24 protein-coding genes are annotated in these 22,970 nt (G+C 39.7%); 18 read left to right on the forward strand and 6 right to left on the reverse strand.

Annotated features, from left to right (window positions below):
* The first annotated feature begins 19 nt into the window (after window positions 1-19).
* From ABJN95_RS02220 to ABJN95_RS02280, 13 genes are all read left to right on the forward strand, one after another.
* Window positions 20-1,123 carry a DUF695 domain-containing protein gene (locus tag ABJN95_RS02220; RefSeq protein WP_348368356.1) on the forward strand — a complete coding sequence of 368 codons (1,104 nt, stop codon included), beginning with the start codon at window positions 20-22 and terminating at the stop codon, window positions 1,121-1,123.
* A 28-nt stretch (window positions 1,124-1,151) separates the two neighbouring features.
* Window positions 1,152-1,517, forward strand: a complete 366-nt coding sequence (locus ABJN95_RS02225; protein ID WP_348368357.1) for a cupin domain-containing protein — start codon at window positions 1,152-1,154, stop codon at window positions 1,515-1,517.
* Window positions 1,518-1,526: 9 nt separating this feature from the next.
* Complete coding sequence (locus ABJN95_RS02230) at window positions 1,527-2,468, forward strand: 2-hydroxyacid dehydrogenase (RefSeq protein ID WP_348368358.1); 942 nt, start codon at window positions 1,527-1,529, stop codon at window positions 2,466-2,468.
* Between the two features lie 9 nt (window positions 2,469-2,477).
* A complete protein-coding gene (locus tag ABJN95_RS02235) occupies window positions 2,478-2,888 on the forward strand; it encodes a response regulator transcription factor (RefSeq protein ID WP_348368359.1) in 411 nt (136 codons plus the stop codon).
* A 105-nt stretch (window positions 2,889-2,993) separates the two neighbouring features.
* Window positions 2,994-3,500: a DUF4199 domain-containing protein gene (locus ABJN95_RS02240; protein WP_348368360.1), complete on the forward strand. Its 507-nt coding sequence runs from the start codon at window positions 2,994-2,996 to the stop codon at window positions 3,498-3,500.
* A 4-nt stretch (window positions 3,501-3,504) separates the two neighbouring features.
* Window positions 3,505-3,963, forward strand: a complete 459-nt coding sequence (locus tag ABJN95_RS02245) for a DUF1801 domain-containing protein (RefSeq protein ID WP_348368361.1) — start codon at window positions 3,505-3,507, stop codon at window positions 3,961-3,963.
* Window positions 3,964-4,020: 57 nt separating this feature from the next.
* Window positions 4,021-4,407 (forward strand): VOC family protein, encoded by a 387-nt coding sequence (locus tag ABJN95_RS02250; protein ID WP_348368362.1) that lies wholly within the window; start codon window positions 4,021-4,023, stop codon window positions 4,405-4,407.
* A 138-nt stretch (window positions 4,408-4,545) separates the two neighbouring features.
* Entirely contained in the window at window positions 4,546-5,031 is a 486-nt protein-coding gene (locus ABJN95_RS02255) for an NINE protein (RefSeq protein WP_348368363.1), read from the forward strand.
* A gap of 81 nt (window positions 5,032-5,112) precedes the next feature.
* Window positions 5,113-5,436, forward strand: a complete 324-nt coding sequence (locus ABJN95_RS02260; protein ID WP_348368364.1) for a metalloregulator ArsR/SmtB family transcription factor — start codon at window positions 5,113-5,115, stop codon at window positions 5,434-5,436.
* 11 nt (window positions 5,437-5,447) lie between these two features.
* On the forward strand, window positions 5,448-5,936 hold the full coding sequence (locus ABJN95_RS02265; protein WP_348368365.1) for a DUF6428 family protein: 489 nt from the start codon (window positions 5,448-5,450) through the stop codon (window positions 5,934-5,936).
* A 20-nt stretch (window positions 5,937-5,956) separates the two neighbouring features.
* A complete protein-coding gene (locus ABJN95_RS02270; protein WP_348368366.1) occupies window positions 5,957-6,529 on the forward strand; it encodes a hypothetical protein in 573 nt (190 codons plus the stop codon).
* Window position 6,530: 1 nt separating this feature from the next.
* Window positions 6,531-7,031, forward strand: coding sequence for an N-acetyltransferase family protein (locus tag ABJN95_RS02275; RefSeq protein ID WP_348368367.1), 501 nt, complete (start codon window positions 6,531-6,533; stop codon window positions 7,029-7,031).
* Window positions 7,032-7,039: 8 nt separating this feature from the next.
* Window positions 7,040-7,666, forward strand: coding sequence for a protein-tyrosine-phosphatase (locus tag ABJN95_RS02280; RefSeq protein WP_348368368.1), 627 nt, complete (start codon window positions 7,040-7,042; stop codon window positions 7,664-7,666).
* Window positions 7,667-7,705: 39 nt separating this feature from the next.
* On the opposite strand, the gene ABJN95_RS02285 is transcribed toward ABJN95_RS02280, so the two are convergent.
* The 3 genes from ABJN95_RS02285 to ABJN95_RS02295 form a co-directional block, all read right to left on the reverse strand.
* Entirely contained in the window at window positions 7,706-9,523 is a 1,818-nt protein-coding gene (locus ABJN95_RS02285) for a lysophospholipid acyltransferase family protein (protein WP_348368369.1), read from the reverse strand.
* Window positions 9,524-9,817: 294 nt separating this feature from the next.
* Entirely contained in the window at window positions 9,818-11,065 is a 1,248-nt protein-coding gene (locus tag ABJN95_RS02290; protein ID WP_348368370.1) for an aspartate kinase, read from the reverse strand.
* A gap of 89 nt (window positions 11,066-11,154) precedes the next feature.
* Complete coding sequence (locus tag ABJN95_RS02295; RefSeq protein WP_348368371.1) at window positions 11,155-11,631, reverse strand: GNAT family N-acetyltransferase; 477 nt, start codon at window positions 11,629-11,631, stop codon at window positions 11,155-11,157.
* Window positions 11,632-11,744: 113 nt separating this feature from the next.
* Between ABJN95_RS02295 and fbp the strand changes: the two genes are divergently transcribed.
* Window positions 11,745-12,752 carry a class 1 fructose-bisphosphatase gene (fbp, locus tag ABJN95_RS02300; protein ID WP_348368372.1) on the forward strand — a complete coding sequence of 336 codons (1,008 nt, stop codon included), beginning with the start codon at window positions 11,745-11,747 and terminating at the stop codon, window positions 12,750-12,752.
* Window positions 12,753-12,799: 47 nt separating this feature from the next.
* On the opposite strand, the gene ABJN95_RS02305 is transcribed toward fbp, so the two are convergent.
* Window positions 12,800-13,231: a TerB family tellurite resistance protein gene (locus tag ABJN95_RS02305; protein WP_348368373.1), complete on the reverse strand. Its 432-nt coding sequence runs from the start codon at window positions 13,229-13,231 to the stop codon at window positions 12,800-12,802.
* A 142-nt stretch (window positions 13,232-13,373) separates the two neighbouring features.
* On the opposite strand from ABJN95_RS02305, the gene ABJN95_RS02310 reads away from it, so the two are divergent.
* Window positions 13,374-15,842, forward strand: coding sequence for a ligase-associated DNA damage response DEXH box helicase (locus ABJN95_RS02310; protein WP_348368374.1), 2,469 nt, complete (start codon window positions 13,374-13,376; stop codon window positions 15,840-15,842).
* Between the two features lie 130 nt (window positions 15,843-15,972).
* Here the strand turns inward: ABJN95_RS02310 and ABJN95_RS02315 are convergent, their stop codons facing one another.
* Both ABJN95_RS02315 and rbsK read right to left on the reverse strand, forming a co-directional pair.
* Window positions 15,973-16,968 (reverse strand): GRP family sugar transporter, encoded by a 996-nt coding sequence (locus ABJN95_RS02315; protein ID WP_348368375.1) that lies wholly within the window; start codon window positions 16,966-16,968, stop codon window positions 15,973-15,975.
* 4 nt (window positions 16,969-16,972) lie between these two features.
* A complete protein-coding gene (gene rbsK, locus ABJN95_RS02320; protein ID WP_348368376.1) occupies window positions 16,973-17,878 on the reverse strand; it encodes a ribokinase in 906 nt (301 codons plus the stop codon).
* An 84-nt stretch (window positions 17,879-17,962) separates the two neighbouring features.
* Here rbsK and pdeM point away from each other — a divergent pair, with 84 nt between their 5' ends.
* From pdeM to mfd, 3 genes are all read left to right on the forward strand, one after another.
* Complete coding sequence (gene pdeM, locus ABJN95_RS02325) at window positions 17,963-18,607, forward strand: ligase-associated DNA damage response endonuclease PdeM (protein WP_348368377.1); 645 nt, start codon at window positions 17,963-17,965, stop codon at window positions 18,605-18,607.
* A gap of 78 nt (window positions 18,608-18,685) precedes the next feature.
* The gene (locus tag ABJN95_RS02330) at window positions 18,686-19,477 is read left to right on the forward strand and encodes a tryptophan-rich sensory protein (RefSeq protein ID WP_348368378.1); all 792 of its coding nucleotides are present in this window, start codon (window positions 18,686-18,688) and stop codon (window positions 19,475-19,477) included.
* A 61-nt stretch (window positions 19,478-19,538) separates the two neighbouring features.
* Complete coding sequence (gene mfd / locus ABJN95_RS02335) at window positions 19,539-22,934, forward strand: transcription-repair coupling factor (protein ID WP_348368379.1); 3,396 nt, start codon at window positions 19,539-19,541, stop codon at window positions 22,932-22,934.
* Window positions 22,935-22,970 lie beyond the last annotated feature (36 nt).

Consider the following 22,970-nt stretch of genomic DNA (forward strand, 5'->3'; position numbering starts at 1 on the left):
TTAAAACCAACTAACAATAATGGGCTTTTTTGATAAGGTTTTCAATAAAAAGGAAGAAAAAATAACCAGTTATGAGGATTTCTGGAACTGGTTTCAAACCTGTGAGTCTAGCTTCTTCGAAACGGTAAAACAGCATAAAAATATTGAGAAGAATTTTATCGATAAAGTCTCGCCAAAACTTCAGCAGATAAATAAAGGTTTTTTGATTTTAACAGGCATGCTAAATGAGCATACTGCAGAGCTCATTGTAACTGCTGATGGGCAAATAAAAACAATGGTTTTTATCGAAGAATTAATTGCCAGCGCTCCTGAAATCGACCGATGGGAGTTTACCGCCCTAAAACCGGCTGTTCAAATTGATGATTTTGGTATTGAAATGAATGGGTTTAAATTCAACTGTACTAACTTAAATTTTACCCATAAAGATGTAAAAGAACATCCTGACCATATTGATATTTCGATATACTATGATGATTTTAATGAGGAAAATCGTGACTTCTTTACAAATGGCATTTACATTTTCCTCGATAATTTTCTAGGTGAACTTGATTTTGCTACCACCATTGATACTATTGAAATACTCGGCAAGGACTCTATAAATTCAGAGCTTATTCCGATAAATAAATTGAAAGATTTCTTGATTTGGAGGCAAAAAGAGTTCATTGAAAAATATGAAGCTTTTAGATACGATACTGTGAATGACAATTATTCAAGTATGGAAGCCACCTTAGCAAATGGCCGTCCCTTGATCGCTATAATAAATACTACCCTACTTGAATGGGAAGATAAAGTTTCACACCCTTGGCTCAGCTGTTTAACCATAACATACAAAGGAAATAACAACAATGGTTTGCCAAACAAAATAGACTATGAATTATGTCAGCAAATCGAAGAAGAAATAATGAATGAACTAAAAGATGCCGACGGATATCTAAATATTGGAAGGCAAACTGCTGATAATGAACGAGAGATTTATTTTGCCTGCAAAGATTTTCGGAAACCATCAAAGGTTTTGTCGGCCATTGAAGACAACTATAAATCTCAGCTTCCTATTCGTTTTGAAATTTACAAAGACAAATACTGGTTATCTTTAAGTAGATTTAACCCAAAAACGCACTTATAAATTCCTAAAATGTAATACATAAGGCCACATGAAACCCATCAATTTAAAAGAGAAACATTCCCTTTTCACCAAACAGTGGCATCCTCATCAAATTGCTGTTGTTGATGATATGCAGGTAATTCTTGCAAAAGTTCAAGGAGAATTCGTTTGGCATGCTCACGAAAATGAAGATGAACTTTTTCAAGTTCTTAAAGGAACACTTTACATGAAATTCCGTGACCGTACCGAAATAGTTAAGGAAGGTGAAATCATTGTTGTACCCAAGGGAGTAGAACATTGCCCATCGACCAAAGATGGAGAAGAAGTACAGCTTTTACTTTTCGAAAAACAAAACACCGCGCATACCGGTGAGGTTGCGCATGAAATGACACAGACCCACTATCCTAAAATCTAATTTGCAATAATGAAAGTAATACACCTCGATGTAAATCATCCTTTACTTATCGAACAGTTCGAAGCCCTTGGGTTTCAGAACGTCGAGGATTACAAATCATCTAAGGAAGAGATACGCAATAAAATACAGGAGTTTGATGGTATTATCATTCGCAGTCGGTTTTCCTTAGACCAAGCCTTCCTCAAAAAAGCCACCAACCTCAAATTCATCGGTAGGTTGGGTGCTGGCTTAGAAAATATAGACACCGCTTATGCCAAATCAAAAGGTATTTTCTTGGCATCGGCCCCGGAAGGAAATCGAAATGCCGTAGGGGAACATGCCTTGGGGATGTTACTAGCCCTTTTCAACAAATTACATACGGCCGATCAGGAGGTGCGTTCGGGAATATGGAACCGTGAAAACAATCGCGGACTCGAGTTGGAAGGTAAGGTCGTTGGAATTATTGGATATGGCAATACGGGTAAGTCTTTCGCCAAAAAACTGAAAGGTTTTGATGTTGCAGAAGCTATCTGCTATGATATACAAGGTGGGGTAAGCGATGAAAATGCGAGACAAGTTGGTATTTTAGAACTTCAGCAAAGAGCTGATGTGCTAAGCCTGCATGTTCCTCAAACTGAATTAACCATAGGAATGATAAACCCCGATTTTATAAATGCCTTTCAAAAGCCCTTTTGGCTTATTAATACCGCCAGAGGCAAATGTGTTCAAACTACTGCCTTAGTGTCGGCGCTAAAATCAGGAAAAATTATGGGTGCGGGCTTGGATGTACTCGAATATGAGAAATCGTCTTTTGAAAATATGTCCTCCGAAGCTCGAATGCCAGAAGCATTTCAATACCTGATTGACGCAAAAAACGTTCTTTTATCTCCTCATGTAGCTGGTTGGACTGTCGAAAGCAAAATAAAACTGGCACAAACCGTGGTCGATAAGGTCAAAGCAAAGTTTTGCTAACTTTATGAGGTGAAAAAAACCGTTCTTACTTTTGGGCTCCTAATTCTGGCCTTGCTAGTACTCTTTCAACTAAGCAAATACACTCTGGTCAGCGGTGATTCGAACATTGAAATTATAATGGCGGCAGTCGCTATTATTTTTTTTAGTATTGGAATCTATCTCAATAAACGAAGTCTTCACAAAAATGTGTTACCAGATAGCGAAATTGACCTTGAAAAAATCGATGCTTTAGATTTGAGCAAAAGGGAATATGAAGTGCTCAAAGAAATCTCCTTAGGCTTATCAAACAAAGAAATTGGTGACAAACTCTTTGTATCTGAAAGCACCATTAAAACCCACGTTTCTAATATTCTTGTCAAGTTAGATGCCAAAAGGCGTACCCAAGCCGTTCAAATAGCCAAGGAGATGCGTATCCTTTAAATTTATCAGTTACTTCCACAGCTGAAATGTCATTTTGGTACTTTAGTATGAAGCCGTTTTTGATAACCAAAAATATATTTGGACCTAATCTTTAAATTTAAAATAATGAAAAAGACAATACTGCGTTTCGGCCTTTATGGAATTGGCACAATCTGTTTAATATCGCTCCTTTCCTGGTCATTGGTTGATGTTGTTGACAACACCACCGGAGAGGTCATTGGCTATTCCTCTATGGTCGTGTCGCTTCTCTTTGTGTATTTTGGTATTAAACACTTTCGTGATAAGGAAAATAACGGCAAGGTAACTTTTGCCAAGGCGCTGTTAATAGGCATTCTAATTAGTCTTATGGTGTCTTTAGCCTTTGGTATATTAGATATCATTTACGTGAAGTTTGTAAATCCTGATTTCATGACCGAGTACTACGAGGGTATGCTCGAGCAAGCACAGTCACTACCTTCTGAAGAATTTGAAATTCGAAAAGCTGAGTTACAATCTGAAAAAGAAATGTTCTTAAACCCGTATATCCATTTTTTTATTATGTCTATGATGGTTTTTGTGATAGGTTTTATAATTTCATTGCTTTCTGCACTGATTCTACAACGTAAAAACTAGGCTTATGCAATACAAAGCGAATTCTCCAGAGGAATACATTAAACAACTTCCCACTGAAAGGCAAACCGTAATCGCTAAATTAAGGGACGTTATTTCAAAAAACCTTCCGAAGGGTTTTCAAGAACAAATGAGCTATGGTATGCTAGGTTGGGTAGTACCGCACGCTACATATCCTGATGGTTACCATTGCGACCCAAAACTTCCCTTGCCTTTTATGAACCTTGCTTCACAAAAGAATTTCGTAGCTCTATATCATTCAGGTATCTATGCCGACTCGAAACTACACGATTGGTTTGTAAGTGAATATCCGAAGTATGTGAAAACAAAACTGGATATGGGAAAAAGTTGTGTTCGATTTAAAAAGATGGAAACCATTCCCTATGAACTGATTGGAGAACTTTGCACAAAGATGACCGTTGATGACTGGATAGCACTTTATGAAAAGAATGTGAAGACGAAATAAAAGGTACCTACCATAATGATTTCCGACTTCGCGGGAATATAACTAAAATACGAGTTTATGAAAAGAGTAACGGGTTTAGGCGGATTTTTCTTTAAATGTGAAGATCCAGACGGAGTGAAAAAATGGTATAAAGAACGACTTGGAATTCCAACTGATCAGTATGGATGGACCTTTTGGTGGAAAGACAAAGATGGAAATGATTGCTCAACCCAATGGAGCCCAATGAATGCAAACACTACATATTTCGAACCAAGCCAGAAACAATTCATGATGAATTTCAGGGTAGACAACTTGGTGGAACTATTGGCAACTTTGAAGGAAGAAGGCGTTACCGTAGTTGGTGAAATAGAAGAATACGAATACGGTAAATTCGGATGGATTTTAGATCCAGAAGGCAACAAACTAGAACTGTGGGAACCTATTGACAAGGCGTTTCTCGAATAGGAATTTAATGTGAAAAGGTTGGAGTACATATCAAATGTACCCTTCGCTTGCTAAAAATGCTTTTGGTTTCGCTCATTTCTCTGATATATAAATATTTGCTACATTTAACCGTAGTATTAACAACCAAAAAACAATACGATGTCAGAAGAAAATAAAGATTTGGGCGATAAGGCAGAAGATGCTTTTGATGCCGCTAAAGATAAGGCGAGCGAATTAGGCGAAAAAGCTAGCGAGAAGTTTGATGACGCGAAAGAAGCCACCAAGGAGTTTGCTGAAGATGCCAAAGAAGCAGCCAGCGATTTTGCAGATGATGCCAAGAAGACCGCGAACGAATTTGCGGAAAGTGCAAAAGAAGCATTTGATACTTCATCGACTGAGAATAAAAAAGTGCTTGCAGGTATCTTAGCTATCGTTCTGGGTTCACTCGGAATACATAAGTTTATACTAGGATATCAAAAAGAAGGGATCATTATGTTAGTGTTAGGGCTATTGGGTTTCTTCACCTGTGGAATTACTTCCATGATTTCATGGATTGTTGGTGTTGTCGAGGGTATAATGTACCTCACTAAAACTGACGAAGAGTTCTACAATACCTATCAAGCGGGTAGTAAACCTTGGTTCTAAAATAGTTTAAAAGCCAAATTTTCGAGGTTTGGCTTTTTTGTTTCATTTTATTATCGTAATATTGCAATATACAAATATGTAATGGGCATTACCAAGACACAAATATTCAATACCAAGCAAAACGAATTGGCTACCATCTTTAAAGTATTAGCCAACCCAGCACGCATTGCCATATTGCAATACATAAGTGGTCAAAAAGCGTGTATTTGCAATGATATTGTAGAAGAAATCGGCTTGGCCCAACCTACCATCTCCCAACACTTGAAAGAGCTTAAAAGCATTGATTTGATAGCAGGTGAAATCGATGGAAAGCGTGTTTGCTATTGTATCAACCTTGAAAAGTGGAAGGAAATACAAGATCTATTAAACTCCTTTTTTGATAAAACTACATTTAACTGTTGCTAAAATTAGAAACCATGACAACAAACGAATTTTTAACCCTTTTAAAAGAGCATCCGAATAAGAGTCTACTTTTTGAGTATCGTAACGGACACTTCGTAGGAGCTAACTATCACATTACCGAAATTAAAAATATCACTATTGACGCTGTAGATTGTGGTGCCAAAACTGACTTCTGGAAAGAAACCATTATTCAACTATGGGAAAGTCCGAAAGAAAAAGACAAACGTGAATACATGTCTTCTTACAAAGCTTTGGGTATTTTAAACAAAGTAGATGCCATAAAACCCATGGAGAAGAACGTGGAGGTAAAGTTTGAGTACAGCAACCCTAATTTTCATACCGCGCAGCTTTCTGTACATGGCTTTGACATAAGTGCAGACCAAATCATCATGAAATTAGCTGTAGAACTTACCGATTGTAAGGCAAAAGATGAATGTGGGGTTCCGGTAGCCGTTGGTGACGAAGCTAGTAACAGTTGTGCACCCGGAAGTGGTTGTTGTTAAATCACAAATACCAGGTCGATATGGATATTCTATATTATTTAGCCGCCGCTAGTCTATTGCTATTCATGGTATTGGCAACCTATGATGGGTTTTACCTGCACATCTGGAAATACCGCCTCTTTGATAGAGCGGAAAGCATGTTTGAGCATAAGACCCATACGATACGGGCCATCTTATTTCCGTTAATAGTCTGGTTATTGATCGTCAATGAAACTAACTTTTCATTGTTCTTAGCAGGAATTGCACTTACCGTTTTTGATAGTGTAGTGCTTGCTATAGATGCTTATCATGAAAAGGAAAGCAGAAGCTTTATGGGCGGACTTCCCAAATGGGAATATATGGTGCATCTTTTCGCCAATGCTTTCCATTTTTCAGCTATTCTCCTGGTTTTGGCTTTACGCTTGGATATCTCAACAGGAACCTTGCTTTTTGTTGATACCATAGCGACATCTCAAGCACATGGTTTTCTTCAGTTCATCGCAGTTAACGTGATTCCTGGAGCAATAATTTTGGCCTTGTTGCATTGTATTCTTATGATGGAAAAACCTAAGAACATTTGGCTTAACTACCGTACTCAAATTACCTGTTGCTAGTATGATTACTGACCTTAAAACTAGAAAAATGATGCCTTCCGATTGGGAAGCCGTTTCCAATATTTATACCGAAGGTATTGCCACCGGTTTCGCTACTTTCGAAACAAATACACCAAGCTACCAAGCTTGGGATGCGGCTCATATGACCAGCTGTAGAATAGTCGCCATCGAAAACAAAAAGATCTTGGGTTGGGCCTCGCTATCACCGGTATCTAGCCGATGCGTATATGGAGGAGTCGCAGAGGTAAGCGTTTATGTCGGAAGTGACAGCCGAGGCAAAGGCGTTGGCAAATTGCTGATGGAAAGCCTAATAAAAGAGAGCGAAGCAGCAGGACTTTGGACCCTTCAGTCAGGAATTTTCCCTGAAAACAAGGGAAGTATAGAACTCCATAGAAAGGTAGGTTTCCGATATATTGGCAAACGTGAGCGTGTTGGCAAATTAGATGGGGTATGGAAGGATAACCTGCTCTTTGAGCGAAGAAGTGATACAGTAGGATTATAACAACATTAATGACAAAACAACTTATGTTTCAAGCCATAGAACAGACTATTTCGTCTCTAAATACAGACGCGATCTCTAGTGAACGAAAAGCCATTTTAAACCCTTTGGCAGCGTACCTACGCGAGAAAATAGCACAGAACGAACCTGTAGCCCTTAATTTTATTTGCACGCATAACTCGAGAAGGAGTCACCTCTCACAGGTTTGGGCTCAAACCTTGGCCTTTTATTCAGGCATAAAAAATGTCAATTGCTACTCTGGAGGAACCGAGGCTACCGCCTTATTTCCTATGGCAGCCGAAACTCTAAAAGACCTGGGGTTTCAAATTGATGCCTTATCTAATGGTAAAAATCCGGTTTACAGCATCAAATATGCCGACAACACCCCACCCATCATTGGTTTTTCTAAAACTTTTGATGACCCATTTAACCCGAAATCAAATTTCGCGGCCATCATGACCTGTTCATCAGCCGATGAAGGATGCCCATTTGTAAGCGGTTCGGACGGTAGATTTCCAATTACATATGAAGATCCAAAAGCTTTTGATAATACGCCATTTCAAAAAGACAAATATCGCGAAAGAAGCCTGCAGATTGCCACCGAATTGCTATATGTGATGATTCAGGCCGCACCCTAAAGTTGCCATAACCAAGATGTCAAATAGCCAATAAATTTGCTAGGCATGGCCATTTTGGTAGGCTTCTGCGAACTTGCGCTCCAGTTCGGCTTGAAACTCCTCCATAACGGGTTTTACAGTGCTCTCAGGAAGGTCTGCTATTTTGATGTACATCAATCCGTCTACAGAGTTATTAAAAAGGGGATCTACATTAAAGGCAATTACTTTTGCGTTCTGCTTAATGTATTTCTTAATTAAAACAGGTAGGCGAAGGCTGCCAGGTTCTACTTCATCAATTAGCCTATCGAACTTATTTAAATCAGATTGGGTTTCGTCAAATACGAACTCTTTATCCGCATCCTTCAGCTTCACCTTGAATTCTTTTTTAGGACGGATGTACTGCGCTACATAGGGGTCCCAATAATGCGATTTCATGAATTCAATCATAAGCGATTTTGAGAAGTTCGAAAATTGATTGCTGATACTCACCCCACCTATCAGGTACTTATGCTCCGGATGCCTGAGGGTAGTATGAACAATGCCTTTCCAAAGTAAGAATAAGGGCATCGGTTTCTGCTGATATTCTTTGATGATATAGGCCCGCCCCATCTCTATTGATTGTTGCATCATACTAAAGAGTTCAGGTTCAAATCGGAACAAATCTTGCAAGTAAAAACCATCAATACCGTACTTGGCGAAAATCTCAGCACCCAATCCCATACGATACGCCCCAGCAATCACCTTTGCCTCACTATCCCAAAGAAACATATGATGATAGTAGGCATCAAACTTGTCGATATCGATAGCGTTGTTTGTGCCTTCGCCTATTTCTCGAAAAGTGATTTCGCGCTGTCGTCCTATCTCCTGTAAAATAAATGGCATTTCGTTCGCAGGAGCCAAATAAACCTCATAATTTTTGCTCTGCAACATTCTCCTGTCTTTCTCGATTAACTTTTCAATCTCACCTTGAATAACCTCTGTACGTACAGCAGTAACTATCTTTCTAGGTTGCTTAGGAAGCTTTAAAGTGGTCGGAATTTGGTCTATCAATCGCTCCTTTTCATAAGCGTTCGCTAGAATGTAGGTTTTCTTGCGGAGTAAATCGCTAAAGTCTTCAAAGCTATCTTGTTCTTGCTGTACCTTTACCGATATGGGTTGGCCAATGCGAACTTTAATCGGCCGATTTCTTTGTGTATATACTTCAGAAGGAATCTTCGCCGTACGAAAGATATCACTGATTTTAGCCAAACGATAAAAAAGCTTGCTATTGCGGGCGTGAAAGTAAATAGGAACCACAGGTACTTCCGCTTTGCGAATTAGTTTTAATGCAGCCTCCTCCCAGGGTTTATCAACGATAAGCTTCCCGTCTTTATGGGTCGAAACTTCACCTGCAGGGAAAATTCCTAAAGGATGACCCGCCTTTAAATGTTGCAAAGCACTTTTGAAACCGGCAATGCTACTTTTAACATCTTTTCTATCCTCAAAGGGGTTTACTGGAATGATGTAGGGTTCAATAGGCACCATTCGCTGCAATAGAAAATTAGCCATAATCTTATAATCCGACCTTTGGGCCAGCAATAATTTAAAGAGAAGTATGCCGTCTATGGCGCCTAAGGGATGATTTGATATGGTTATGTAAGCGCCTTCCTTCGGCAATCGCCTAAAGTCTTCTTCAGGAATTTCAAAGTCAATTTCATAGTGTTTGAGAATAGCTTCGGCATACTCCGACGCTTCTAGGTGTTTTACACTATCATAAAATCTGTTGATACTAGCTATTCTAGTAACCTTCATCAGAAACCAACCCATAAAGGTGCCCAAAAAACCATATTTATCAAGATTGATGGCTTTGGCTAATTCTTTCGCGGTTACTAAACCCATTCATGCATAATTTAGAAATTGAACTCGTTTTAACCTCTTAGCTTACCAATAAATTTTAACTTCTGAGTATAATTTTACTTTTTTTAGATGCTGTTGTAACAAGTATGTCATCTAAAAAAGTACTAAGTAAGATACAAAAGCCACACCGACCGTTCGGAGCATGGTTACTATCAAAAAGTCAAATCAAGTTCAGCGGTAAATATAGCAAAATACCTAGTTGAGGCATGCATTTTAACATTTACAAAGACAGCCAAGCTTCAAAGGGGTTGCTTCTTGGGTAGTGCAATCGTAAAACTACTTGATTACAAATTGCACCGTCTCCTTACCTCGCTGCTCCAAAAGCACTTCATGACCATTCAAAAGAGATTCAATGGCTTCGGTATTAAAATGGCGTATGGTATATAAGGAGACATTTTCTTGGTAGTTCACCTTAAACCTACTTTTTAGGTTGTTCAAAAGCTCTTCAAGCCTTCCAAATTTATTATCAACACAAACCGAAAAGCTAATAGCGGAACTTTGAATTAAATCTACTTTCATCTTATATTCATGAAACATCTTGAAAAGCTCACTAATACTATCCTCTACAATAAAAGAAAAATCCAATGACGATAGCTTCATCAATACTTGATTCTTTTTTACAATAAAACACGGCACTTCGGGTTCAATACCTACCCCTCTACCAACGGTTGTTCCTTCATTTTTTGGATTTAGAAAAGACTTCACGTGCAGTGGTATTTCTTTTCCTTGAAGTGGTTGTAAGGTTTTCGGATGAATAACCGAGGCTCCATAAAAAGCAAGTTCGATGGCCTCGCGATAAGAGATGTTATTCAACAATTGTGTTTCCTTAAAATATCTTGGATCAGCATTCAACACCCCTGGAACATCCTTCCAAATGGTAACTGAACTGGCGTTGAGGCAATAAGCCAAAATCGCAGCTGTATAGTCAGAACCTTCTCTGCCAAGGGTTGTTGTAAAATTATTGTTGTCACTACCCAAAAAGCCCTGAGTGATATTTAGAATAGTACGGTCAACGATCTTGGAAACGTTATTTTGTGTTTTTACCCAGTCAACGGTGGTATCGCGATAGCTATTATCTGTCTTGATAAGCTCTCGAACATCGAGCCAATTATTTTTTAAGCCAGACTCGTTCAAATATGCACTAATAATTGTGGTAGAAACCAGCTCGCCATAACCGACAACTTGATCATATACAAAATTGTAGTTTGGCGATTTATTCCAAACCAAAAAACCTTGTACTTCATCAAAAAGCGTTTTTACTTTCGTAAAAATGGGATGCTTGTCGTTTGCGAACAATTGCAACAAAATAGTATTGTGGAATTTCACAACTTCCCGAATCGAATAGGCTATCTCGACCTTATCAAAATATGCATTAACCACAGCTTCCATGGCGTTTGTAGTCTTTCCCATAGCCGATACCACCACCAATGTATTATCGTGCCCGACTTCTCGCAATACCTTGGCCAAATTTTTTACTCCCTCAGCATCTTTGACCGACGCACCTCCAAATTTGAATACTTTCATAAATACACTCTAATTATTGTCAGTTCCGCGAAGGCGGCAAGTTATATCTTTCAGAAGTATTTGCTCTCCTATGATACACCCATAAATCGTTAGTTATTCTCTAAAAAAGCTTTTATTCCACGCTCATCTAATTGCACCACATCCCAATCGCGCATTACTCGGGCACCCTTCTTCTCATAGAAGGAAATGGCTGGCTCATTCCAATCAAGAACCTCCCAGCTGATGCGTTTGACACCCAAACTATTGCCATATTTAACAACTTCAGTCAAAAGAGCACTACCCAAGCCACTACCCCGTATTCGCTCGGTAACAATGAGATCTTCCAAATGTATGACCGGACCTTTCCAGGTGGAATATCTGGGATAGGCCAAAGCCATTCCAACTATTACAGCCGCTGTTTCGGCAACAAAACATTGAAATAACTTTTCTTCTCCAAAACCATCTTTGATCAAGTCTTCGACTGAAACTTCAACTGCATTGTCTTCCTTTTCAAAAGATGCTAATTCTTGAATAAGACCTAATACCTGTGGCATATCTTCTGCCTTCGCTTCTCGGATGCTATACATAGTTGTTACAAATAAAACACAAAGTTATAAACTTAAAAAATGAAACTTTTACGAAATCGGTATAGTTTCACAAAATACCCGATATTTGTGGTCAAATTACATACTTCGGCCTAATGACCAAAAGAAACACTACTCTCGGTGAGTTTATCATCGAAAACCAAGATTCATTTCAATATTCTTCAGGAGAACTGTCAAAACTTATTAATGCGATTCGACTAGCTGCCAAAGTGGTCAATCATGAAGTAAATAAGGCGGGACTCATTGATATCTTAGGAGCTGCAGGCGATACGAATATTCAAGGAGAAGAACAACAGAAACTAGATGTCTTTGCACATGAGAAATTTATTCAGACCTTAACCAATAGGGAAATTGTTTGTGGCATAGCCTCTGAAGAAGAAGACGATTTTATTAGCATCAATAGCAATGACGAACAGCATCAGAATAAGTATGTGGTTTTAATAGACCCCTTAGACGGCTCATCAAATATTGACGTTAATGTATCAGTCGGAACAATATTTTCAGTTTATCGAAGAGTAACCCCCATTGGAACGCAAGTAACACTAGAAGATTTTTTACAACCTGGCCATAAACAAGTCGCTGCCGGTTATGTTGTCTATGGCACGTCGACTATGTTAGTGTATACAACCGGTGATGGGGTAAACGGATTTACATTAAATCCTGCTCTAGGTACTTTTTATCTTTCTCACCCCAATATGCAGTTTCCCGAAACAGGAAAAATTTACTCCGTAAATGAAGGAAATTATATCCATTTCCATCAAGGGGTGAAAGATTATATCAAGTATTGCCAACAAGAAGAAGGTGAACGCCCCTATACCTCGAGATACATCGGTTCATTAGTCTCCGATTTTCACAGAAATATGATCAAAGGCGGTATCTACATGTACCCTAAAAGTAGCATTACCCAAAGTGGTAAGCTGCGCTTGTTATATGAGTGTAATCCTATGGCCTTTATAGCGGAACAAGCGAACGGCTTGGCAATGGGTGGTAAAACGCGTATTCTAGATATTCAACCAACCGAACTTCACCAAAGAGTACCATTTTTCTGCGGAAGCAAAAAAATGGTTGAAAAGCTTCAAGAGTTTTTAGAAAAGTATCAATAAAAAGAGAGGAGCGATTGCTCCTCTTTTTTATCTATTCGTTTTGAATCTTAACGATTCATGTTTTTGATTTCTTCCATGAAATTGTCCAAGTCTACTCCGGCATGTACCAGTTTCAAAGCCTTGTCAACTACATATTGAACGTTTCCAGTTGAAAAACCAAGGCCAACAGCCAAACGCTCTAAAATTCCCGTTTGGTTCTCTCCTAGCACATTATCAGCATATACCATTCTTGCCAAATCATACAAACGCTCTAAACGGGCATCATAACTAGTGGGAGGATTGATGTGATGCGTTTTATAGTCTTTTAAAATCTGCTTGTACTCTTCTTCCGATATGTGCAATCTAGACGCAAGTCTGTGTAGAAAAGTGCGCTCATCATCAGTAATAATATCATCACTCATCGCTACGCGTACTATGGCAGCGAAATGGTCTTTATTTCGTGAACGAAATCCACTATCAAATAAATCTAAAATCGACATAAACTAAATTTTATTTGAGCAAATATAATTTTTTTCATGCTCATAATTTACAAACCGTTCAACTTTGTTTTAACCCAAATTTGTAACTTCACCTTAGCTTGAAAAATTGACTTTTTTCACTCTTATATACCCTTACATCGAAATGACAAGAGACCAACTTTATGACCTTGCAGAATCTTGGTTTCAATCACAAGGCTGGAAACCTTTTCCATTTCAAAAACAAACCTGGCGTGCCTTTCTACAAGGCAAACACGGCCTTTTAAATGCTCCCACCGGAAGCGGAAAAACATATGCCTTATGGTTTCCCATTGTGTTGCTGTATATCAAAAACAATCCCAATTATAGAACGGTACATAAAAAAGGATTAAAAGCGATATGGATTACACCCTTGCGTGCCTTATCTAAAGAAATTAAACAGTCAGCAGAACGCGTTACGACAGATTTGGGAACTCAAATGACGGTAGGTATTCGAACAGGAGACACCACTACTAAAGAACGTGCACAGCAAAAAAAGCAAATGCCCGATTTGCTGATTACTACGCCAGAGAGCTTACAGTTGCTGTTGGCGACCAAAGGCTACAAGAACATCTTTAAAGACTGCTCGGCAATTGTTGTAGATGAATGGCACGAACTTCTAGGTAGTAAAAGAGGTGTTCAAATGGAACTTGGGTTGTCACGAGTTCGCTCCATTTCTAAAAACCTGCGAATTTGGGGTATTTCAGCCACTATAGGCAACTTGGAACAAGCACGCCAAGTACTATTGGGGCCTAACTCGCAAGCTTTGCAAAACTCGGTGATGATTCGGGCCAATTTGAAAAAGAAGATTACGGTAAAGAGTATCATTCCAAAAGAAATGGAAACTTTTCCGTGGCGTGGTCATCTCGGAATTCGATTGCTTGAAGATGTAGTTCCGATTATTAACGCCAGTAAAACAACCCTGCTCTTTACCAACACCAGAAGTCAATGTGAAATCTGGTTTCAAAAGATTCTTGAGAAACATCCTGAATTTGCCGGGGAAATCGCAATGCATCATGGAAGCATCAACAAAGATACCCGCGTTTGGGTCGAAAATGCCATTCGCAACGAAAGTTTAAAAGCGGTGGTCTGCACCTCTAGTCTCGATTTGGGTGTTGATTTTGCTCCCGTAGAAACGGTCGTACAAATTGGTGGCCCTAAAGGCATTGCACGTTTTTTACAACGGGCCGGCAGGAGTGGTCACAGACCTGGAAAAGAAAGTGTCATTTACTTCCTTCCAACGCATGCCATCGAACTTGTTGAGGCCTCAGCACTACAACAGGCGGTAAAGCAAAAGGCTGTCGAAGACCGTATGCCTTACCTAAACAGCTATGATGTATTATTACAGTTTTTAACCACCTTGGCCATTTCTGATGGATTTTACCCTGATGAAATCTACAAGGAAATCAAACAAACCTTTTGCTATCAAGCTGTCTCCGAAGACCAATGGCAATGGTTGCTCAACTTCTTGGTGATGGGAAGCCAAAGTTTGCAGTCTTATGATGAGTACAAAAAAGTTGACGTTGAAGAAGATGGAAAATTCACGGTAAACAATCGTGGAGTGGCCATGCGACATCGATTTCAAATCGGCACCATTGTTGGTGATGCCAACCTCACCGTTCGCTATCAGAAAGGTGGGTATATTGGCACTATTGAGGAATATTTCATTTCCAAACTGAAAGCTGGTGACGTCTTTACGTTTGCCGGAAGGAATCTTGAATTCATTCGTATCAAAGAAATGCAGGTACACGTTCGTAATTCAAACAAAAAGACCAGTAAAGTTCCTGCCTGGGGAGGTAGTCGTATGACCCTCTCTGCCCAAATGTCAAAATTGCTTCGAGAAGAATTGTATTCCGTGAGTCTAGATAAGAAAGAACAGTCGCGCGAAATGAAGTCTCTTGCCCATATTTTCAAACAGCAACGCGTAGATAGCGTGGTACCTAAACCCAATGAGTTTTTAATAGAGACTTTTAAAACCGAAGATGGTTATCATCATTTATTTTATCCTTTTGAAGGCAGATTTGTACATGAGGCCATGGGAAGTTTATTCGGTTATCGCATCAGCTTACTCTCCCCAATCACTTTTTCACTGGCATTTAATGATTACGGATTCGAACTGCTCTCCGACAAAGAAATCGATATGCAACAGGTCATCGACAATGATTTGTTCACAACAGATTTTATGTTAGATGATTTGCAAAAGAGTTTGAACTCCACCGAAATGGCAAGACGTAAATTCCGAGATATCGCAGTTATCAGCGGAATGGTCTTTACAGGCTACCCAGATAAGGGAGTTAAAATGAAACACCTGCAAAGCAGCTCACAACTGTTGTTCGAGGTATTTCGCGACTACGAAGATGACAATCTCTTATTTCAGCAAGCCTTTACAGAAACTTTCGAACATCAGTTGGAAGAGGGGCGTTTGCGATTTTCACTAGAACGTATTGCCGCCCAAGAAATCGTTTGGAAAGCTTGTAAAACTCCAACACCTTTTTCCTTTCCTTTGATTACAGACCGTATGAGTCGCGAGCGACTTTCTAGTGAAAAGTTGGCGGACCGAATCAAGCGGATGGCGGCAATTTTAACAAAAAAATAAATTCGCCTGTGCTAGTCATGTGAGTTATTTGTCTACCAAAAGCATTTAAAGTTCGAAGCTTTCATCACCGAAATGGCTACAAAAAGGCATGCTAGCTTCGGAGCGTTCTAAGCCTGATTTTTGAGTATACCTATCTCGAGGCAATTATAAGTCCTAATCCCAAGACATAAAGTAGTAACATTGCATTCAGCATTCCTGAAACGCCTTTAGGTGCCCCTTTGAATTCCTTCCAGATAAAAATTCCCCAAATGGCCGCCACCACAGTTGCTCCTTGGCCTAAGCCATAAGAAATAGCAGGCCCGGCTTTGTCAGATGCCAAAATACTAAATGACATTCCGATACACCAGATAACACCACCTAGAATTCCCATTAAATGACTTTTTGAACTTCCCGAAAAATAATCTTTAAAGCTAACCGGAGCTCCTTCAAAAGGCTTCCGCATCAATACGGTATTAAATACAAAATTACTGGCTATTATCCCTAAGGCAAAAAGAAACACAGCGGTATACGGACTCAGCTTTCCAGCAATGGGGTTAGTGAAATCTGGGAACATAGAGCTCGCTACATACTTATAAAACAATCCCATTAAAAGACCAGCAACTACGGCTAAAACGAGTCCCTTGGTAGGTACTTTTTCTTGTTGAGCGGAGAGTTTTCTATAGGCATTGGCGTTCAAAAGGATGGCTATCACCACCAAACCGACTCCGCCAAAGAGCAGGCTTGCATCTCCAACCGGAGCGTCGATGTAATTGACAATCACGCCAATAACTAATGCCAAACCAATACCAACAGGAAAGGCAACAGACATTCCGGCAAGGGTTATGGCAGCCACTAAAAGAATATTGGCTGCGTTAAACAATATACCCCCTAATACAGCCGAACCAATATTTTCGGTATCGGCCTGAGACAAATCGGCTAAAAATGGCCTCCCACCTTCGCCCATACTTCCTGCTGTAAGGGCAAGCATTCCTGAAAACAAAAGAATACCAAAAACATAATCCCAATAAAAAAGCTCAAAACGCCATGTTTTCGCGGCGAGTTTTTGGGTGTTGGCCCAAGAGCCCCAGGCCATCATGGTGATGATGCAAAAAATTACAGCTACGGTATACGATTCAATGATAAACATAAGATTAGAATTGGTTAATTTCCGCTATGGTGGGGGCAGTATCTTGAGCTCCCATTTTAGTGACAGATAAGGCAGCAGCTCTACTGGCATATGCCATTCCATCTTGCCAGCTTCGGGCATTGGCGATACACACTGAAAGAACTCCATTGAAAACATCACCTGCAGCAGTAGTATCGACGGCATTAACCTTAGGCGCTGGCACAATAAAACTTGTACTGGAGTTCATAAAAAAGGAACCCCTACTACCTAGGGTAATTATTACATTTTCCACACCCTTATCAAGTAACGCCTTTGCTGCACTTTCCATGCTAGAAGCGTCGTTCACAGTTATTCCTGTTAAAATTTTTGCCTCTGTTTCGTTCGGCGTTATCAAAAAGAGCCCTTGTAACACCTCATCTTCAAGAGTTTGGGCCGGTGCCGGATTGATGATCAGTTTCTGTTTCCCAGCTTTCGCTCGCTTTGCTAAAAAAGCGACCGTTTCTATTGGTGTTTCCAACTGGGTAAGAAATATGGTGTCGCCATTGGTGTCGCCTAGAACAAGTTTCAAATGGTCAATAGAAAGTTTTGCATTTGTACCGGAGGCCACTACGATTTCGTTTTCACCGGCGCCATTCACGGTGATCAATGCAACGCCTGATGCTTCATTTTCTATCACCAAAGCCGAGCTGACATGAATATTTTCTGTGGCATAGCCCTTTAGGGCATTTTGGCCGAAAAGATCATCACCCACCGCACATATAAAACTCACTTCTCCGCCTGCGCGGGCAGCGGCAACAGCTTGATTTGCCCCTTTACCACCAGGAAACATATAAAACTCGCCTCCTAAAATGGTTTCCCCAGGTTCAGGAAATCGTTCTGTTTTTACGACCATATCAGTATTGGAACTACCGACAACGACTATTTTTGGCATGTTGGGTTGGTATTAATAATGCTCTTGAAAATAGGGATAACCAAGCATAAAAACAAAAGGAGGTTTTGTAACTTTGGCTTTCTTATGAGTACACAGTCTATCAAAATCAATAATCAAACGTTCATTTTACATCGGTTATGTGTGGTTTTTTGGAAAGAGAAGTCCATGCTTTTGATCAGCGATGTGCATTTGGGAAAAGTGAGTCACTTTCGAAAGTTTGGCGCGGCGGTTCCTCAAAAAGCAGTTCGAAAGAACTTTGAAATGCTGACCGAAGCTATTGATTTTTTCAAGCCTAAAACGGTTTGTTTTTTGGGAGATTTATTTCATTCATCTTTAAATAAAGAATGGGAATTATTTGAGCAATGGGTTGGCAGAACAGCTGCTGAAATTATTTTGGTTGCTGGCAATCATGATATAATTTCACCTCTTAAGTACGAAGGTTTAAAAATTCAAGTGGTGCAAGAAATTCAATCCGACGGATTTCTACTTACCCACCACCCTGAAGAACGCGATGGTTTTTTTAATTTCTCAGGACACATTCACCCCGCGGTTCGACTAAGGGGCCTTGGTCGACAAACGCTACGGCTACCTTGCTTTTTTAAAAGCAAGCACCAAATGATAGTCCCTGCTTTTGGTGAATTTACTGGTAATCATACCTTAAAACCTTCCAAAAAAGACGAAGTTTATGCGGTTACCAAGGAAAATGTTTTTCAGGTTGACTTAAGCTAATCGCGGTTTTCAATACGACCATCTACCTTGCGATTTCCCCTTGTGTTAAATAGTAGTACTTTTAAATAAACACTTCCCATGAAAAAAAAATTATCCATTCTCAACCTGGCATCAGTACTATTTGTTATTGCTGTAAACTATATATCGCAAGCCATTCGCATTAACGAGACCACGATTGGTGAAGTAAGCAATAAATACTTCAACCTATTTACACCGGCAAGCTATGCTTTTGCCATATGGGGCCTTATTTTCTTAGCACTTATTGCCTACGGATGCTACCAGGTACGAATGGCATTTTTTAGCGACAAGCCTTCCCATTTTATCGAAAAAACTGCTTATTGGTTCATTTTTACCAATCTCTTAAATTGCATCTGGGTTTTTGTCTTCGCCTACGAATACACAGGACTTTCGGTTGTGGTAATGATTGGAATTCTCATTTGCCTATTAAAAATCATTCAAAACACCCATATGGCGCATGCTTCGGTTTCTCGTTCAACGATTGTATTCGCCTGGTTACCTATCGGAATTTATAGCGGTTGGATTGCCGTTGCTACTATTGCCAATATAGCCGCCTATTTAAGTAAATTAAACTGGGATGGCGCCTTTTTCTCAGAACAGCAATGGACGATAGTTATGATGGCATTGGCAACCCTGGTCAACATTTTTATGGTGTGGAAACGAAATATGCGCGAATTTGCATTAGTAGGTATTTGGGCCTTATTGGCAATTTATGTACGCCATAGTGATGGTATAGTTCCTTTGGCTAATATGGCTTTGACCTGTAGTAGTATTCTCGCTCTGGTAATTATTGTTCAGGCCATTCAGAATAGAAAGTTTAATCCGTTTTTAAATTCGAAAACGAGTTCGTAAAAACATCGAACCCTATTAGCGCAATTGCACGATCAGGCTTATCTTTGTAAAAATTTTACGGTTGGTTAAAAGCCCGATTTCTGAGTTCTTTTCACAGTCTCCGCTTTTGCTGAAACTGCGAAATGCTATTGCCGAAAGTGAACCTTCCGCACCTATTCGTCAGGTTTTAAAAGCACTTACAGGCTCTTCTATCTCCTTTGTAATTTCAGAAACTTTCAAGCAAACCGACGTACCTTTTCTAGTGGTATTCAATGATAAAGAAGAGGCGGCTTATCACCTGAATGACCTAGAGCAATTGCTAGGAGAAAAGGATGTATTATTCTATCCAGGGAGTTACCGTAGACCATACCAAATAGAGGAAACCGATAATGCGAACGTACTACTACGTGCCGAAGTTTTAAACCGTATTAATTCAAGAAAGAAACCAGCACTCATTGTTACCTATCCCGATGCTTTATTCGAAAAAGTGGTCACCCGACGTGAACTTGAAAAGAATACCCTGAAAATAAAATTGGAGGATCTACTTTCACTTGAATTTCTCAACGAAGTGCTCTTCGAATACCAATTCAAACGTGTTGATTTTGTTACCGAACCTGGAGAGTTTTCCGTCCGCGGGGGTATTGTAGATGTCTTTTCGTTCTCTAACGACGAACCCTATCGAATTGAGTTTTTCGGAGACGAAGTAGACAGCATCCGAACCTTTGATGTAGCGACCCAGCTTTCCACTGAAAAGGTAAAAAAGATTACGATAATACCGAATGTAGCCAACAAGTTTTTGGAAGAAAAACGGGAAAGTTTTCTGAAATATATCTCCACTAAAACCGTTGTTTTCGCCAAAAATACAGCCCTGCTTTTTGACCGTTTGGATGTGAACTTCAAGAAAGCAGAAGAGGCATTTTCAAAATTATCGGAAGATATCAAGCACGCAAAACCCGAGGAGCTGTTCTTGAACTCTCGTCAATTTAAAACGCAATTGCAAGCATTTGGAGTTATTCGTTTTGGGGCAACTGTCATGCCAGATGAAACACAAGCCCCAATCAAAGAGATTGCCTTCCGCACAAAACCCCAACCTTCCTTTAATAAAAAGTTCGATTTGCTGATTGACAATTTGAACAGCAATCATCAAAAAGGTTATACCAACTTTATCTTTTGCGCCACAGATCAACAGGCCAAACGATTTCATGACATTTTCGAAGAAGTTGAAACACAGGTGCATTATAAAACGGTCGTATTTTCATTACACCAAGGATTTATCGATGATGACTTGAGAATCGTCTGTTATACCGATCACCAAATTTTTGAGCGATACCATAAATTCAGTATAAAAAATGGCTACGCGAAGAAACAGGCCATAACGCTCAAAGAACTGAATAAACTTGAAATTGGAGATTATGTAACTCATATCGACCATGGCATCGGCAAGTTTGGAGGGCTCCAAAAAATCGATGTTGAGGGTAAGAAGCAGGAAGCTATTAAGTTGATGTACGGAGAGCGCGATATCTTGTATGTGAGCATTCATTCGCTCCACAAAATTTCCAAATTCAATGGCAAGGACGGGGCAGTGCCTAAAATCTACAAGCTTGGTTCAGCAGCTTGGAAGAAAATCAAACAGAAAACCAAATCGCGAGTCAAGAAGATTGCTTTTGACCTCATAAAGGTATATGCGAAGCGCCGAATGCAAAAAGGATTCCAGTACGATCCTGATGGGTATTTACAGCATGAATTAGAAGCTTCCTTTATTTACGAAGACACTCCCGATCAAAGCAAGGCCACCGAAGATATCAAACGAGATATGGAAAGTGAACGTCCTATGGATCGGCTAATTTGCGGTGACGTAGGTTTTGGAAAAACCGAAGTTGCTATCAGGGCGGCTTTTAAAGCTGTTGCGAATGGAAAGCAGGTAGCTGTTCTCGTTCCAACTACCATTTTGGCCTTTCAACATAACAGAACCTTCAAAGAGCGGTTGAAAGAAATGCCGGTAAACATCGATTACTTGAATCGTTTTCGAACCACAAAAGAACGTCGGGAAACGCTAGAAAAATTGGAAGCTGGCAAAGTTGATATTATCATCGGCACCCATCAACTCGTCAACAAAAATGTAAAGTTCAAAGACTTGGGTTTGCTCATTGTAGATGAAGAACAGAAGTTTGGTGTTTCTGTAAAAGACAAGCTAAAGTCTATCAAAGAAAATGTAGATGTGTTGACTTTGACAGCCACACCCATTCCCAGAACATTACAATTCAGTCTTATGGCGGCCCGAGATTTGTCAGTTATCAATACGCCTCCTCCAAATCGCTATCCTATTGAAAGTCAGGTAATTCGTTTTGGAGAAGAAATTATTCGCGATGCGGTAACTTACGAGATTCAGCGTGGGGGACAAGTATTCTTTATTCACAATCGTATTGAAAACATCAAGGAGGTAGCCGGAATGATTCAGCGTTTGGTTCCTGATGCGAAAATTGGAATCGGGCATGGCCAAATGGAGGGTAAAAAACTTGAGACGCTCATGCTTGCTTTTATGAATGGGGAATTTGACGTGCTGGTATCCACCACCATTGTTGAAAGTGGGCTCGATGTAACCAATGCAAATACCATTTTTATTAACAATGCCAATAATTTTGGGCTAAGTGATTTGCATCAAATGCGAGGCCGTGTGGGTAGAAGCAATAAGAAGGCCTTTTGCTTTTTTATTACCCCTCCTTATGAAGTTATGACTGTCGACGCTAGAAAACGAATTCAAGCATTAGAACAATTTACCGAACTTGGAAGCGGCTTTAATATTGCTATGAAAGATCTCGAAATTCGTGGTGCCGGAGACCTATTGGGAGGGGAACAAAGTGGATTTATCAATGAAATTGGGTTTGATGCCTATCAGAAGATACTGACCGAAGCCATTGCAGAATTAAAGGAAAATGAGTTTAAAGAGCTTTACGAAGAAGTTGAAGGACATCAAGAGAAGGTATATTTAAAAGACACCCAATTGGATACTGACTTTGAATTACTGTTTCCAGACGACTATATCAACAATGTTACCGAACGCTTAACCCTGTACACAGAACTTAATCAAGTAAAAGAGGAGGAGGAATTGGCAAAGTTTGCTACAGGGCTGGTTGACCGTTTTGGAGAACTACCGGCTGAAGCCGATGACCTTCTAAATTCTGTTCGAATTAAGTGGATTGCTACACGTATTGGCCTAGAAAAGGTAGTACTTAAAAAAGGGAAACTTATTGGCTATTTTATAGCTGACCAGCAATCTGATTTTTACCAAAGTCAAGATTTTACCAAGGTCCTTCAGTTTGTGCAAGCACACGCTGATATTTGTAAAATGAAAGAAAAGCAAACTAGAAACGGACTTCGATTATTACTGGTGTTTGAAGGTATTTCGTCTATTGAAAAAGCCCTAAAAATGTTAGCCCCTCTACAGTTAAAACCATTGGTTTCTGTATCCAATCACTAGCTCAACAAATTGTTTTTTAGATAGAATTGTGTAACT

The sequence above is a fragment of the Maribacter sp. genome (assembly GCF_039974175.1).
In the GTDB taxonomy this organism is placed as follows: Bacteria; Bacteroidota; Bacteroidia; order Flavobacteriales; family Flavobacteriaceae; genus Maribacter_C.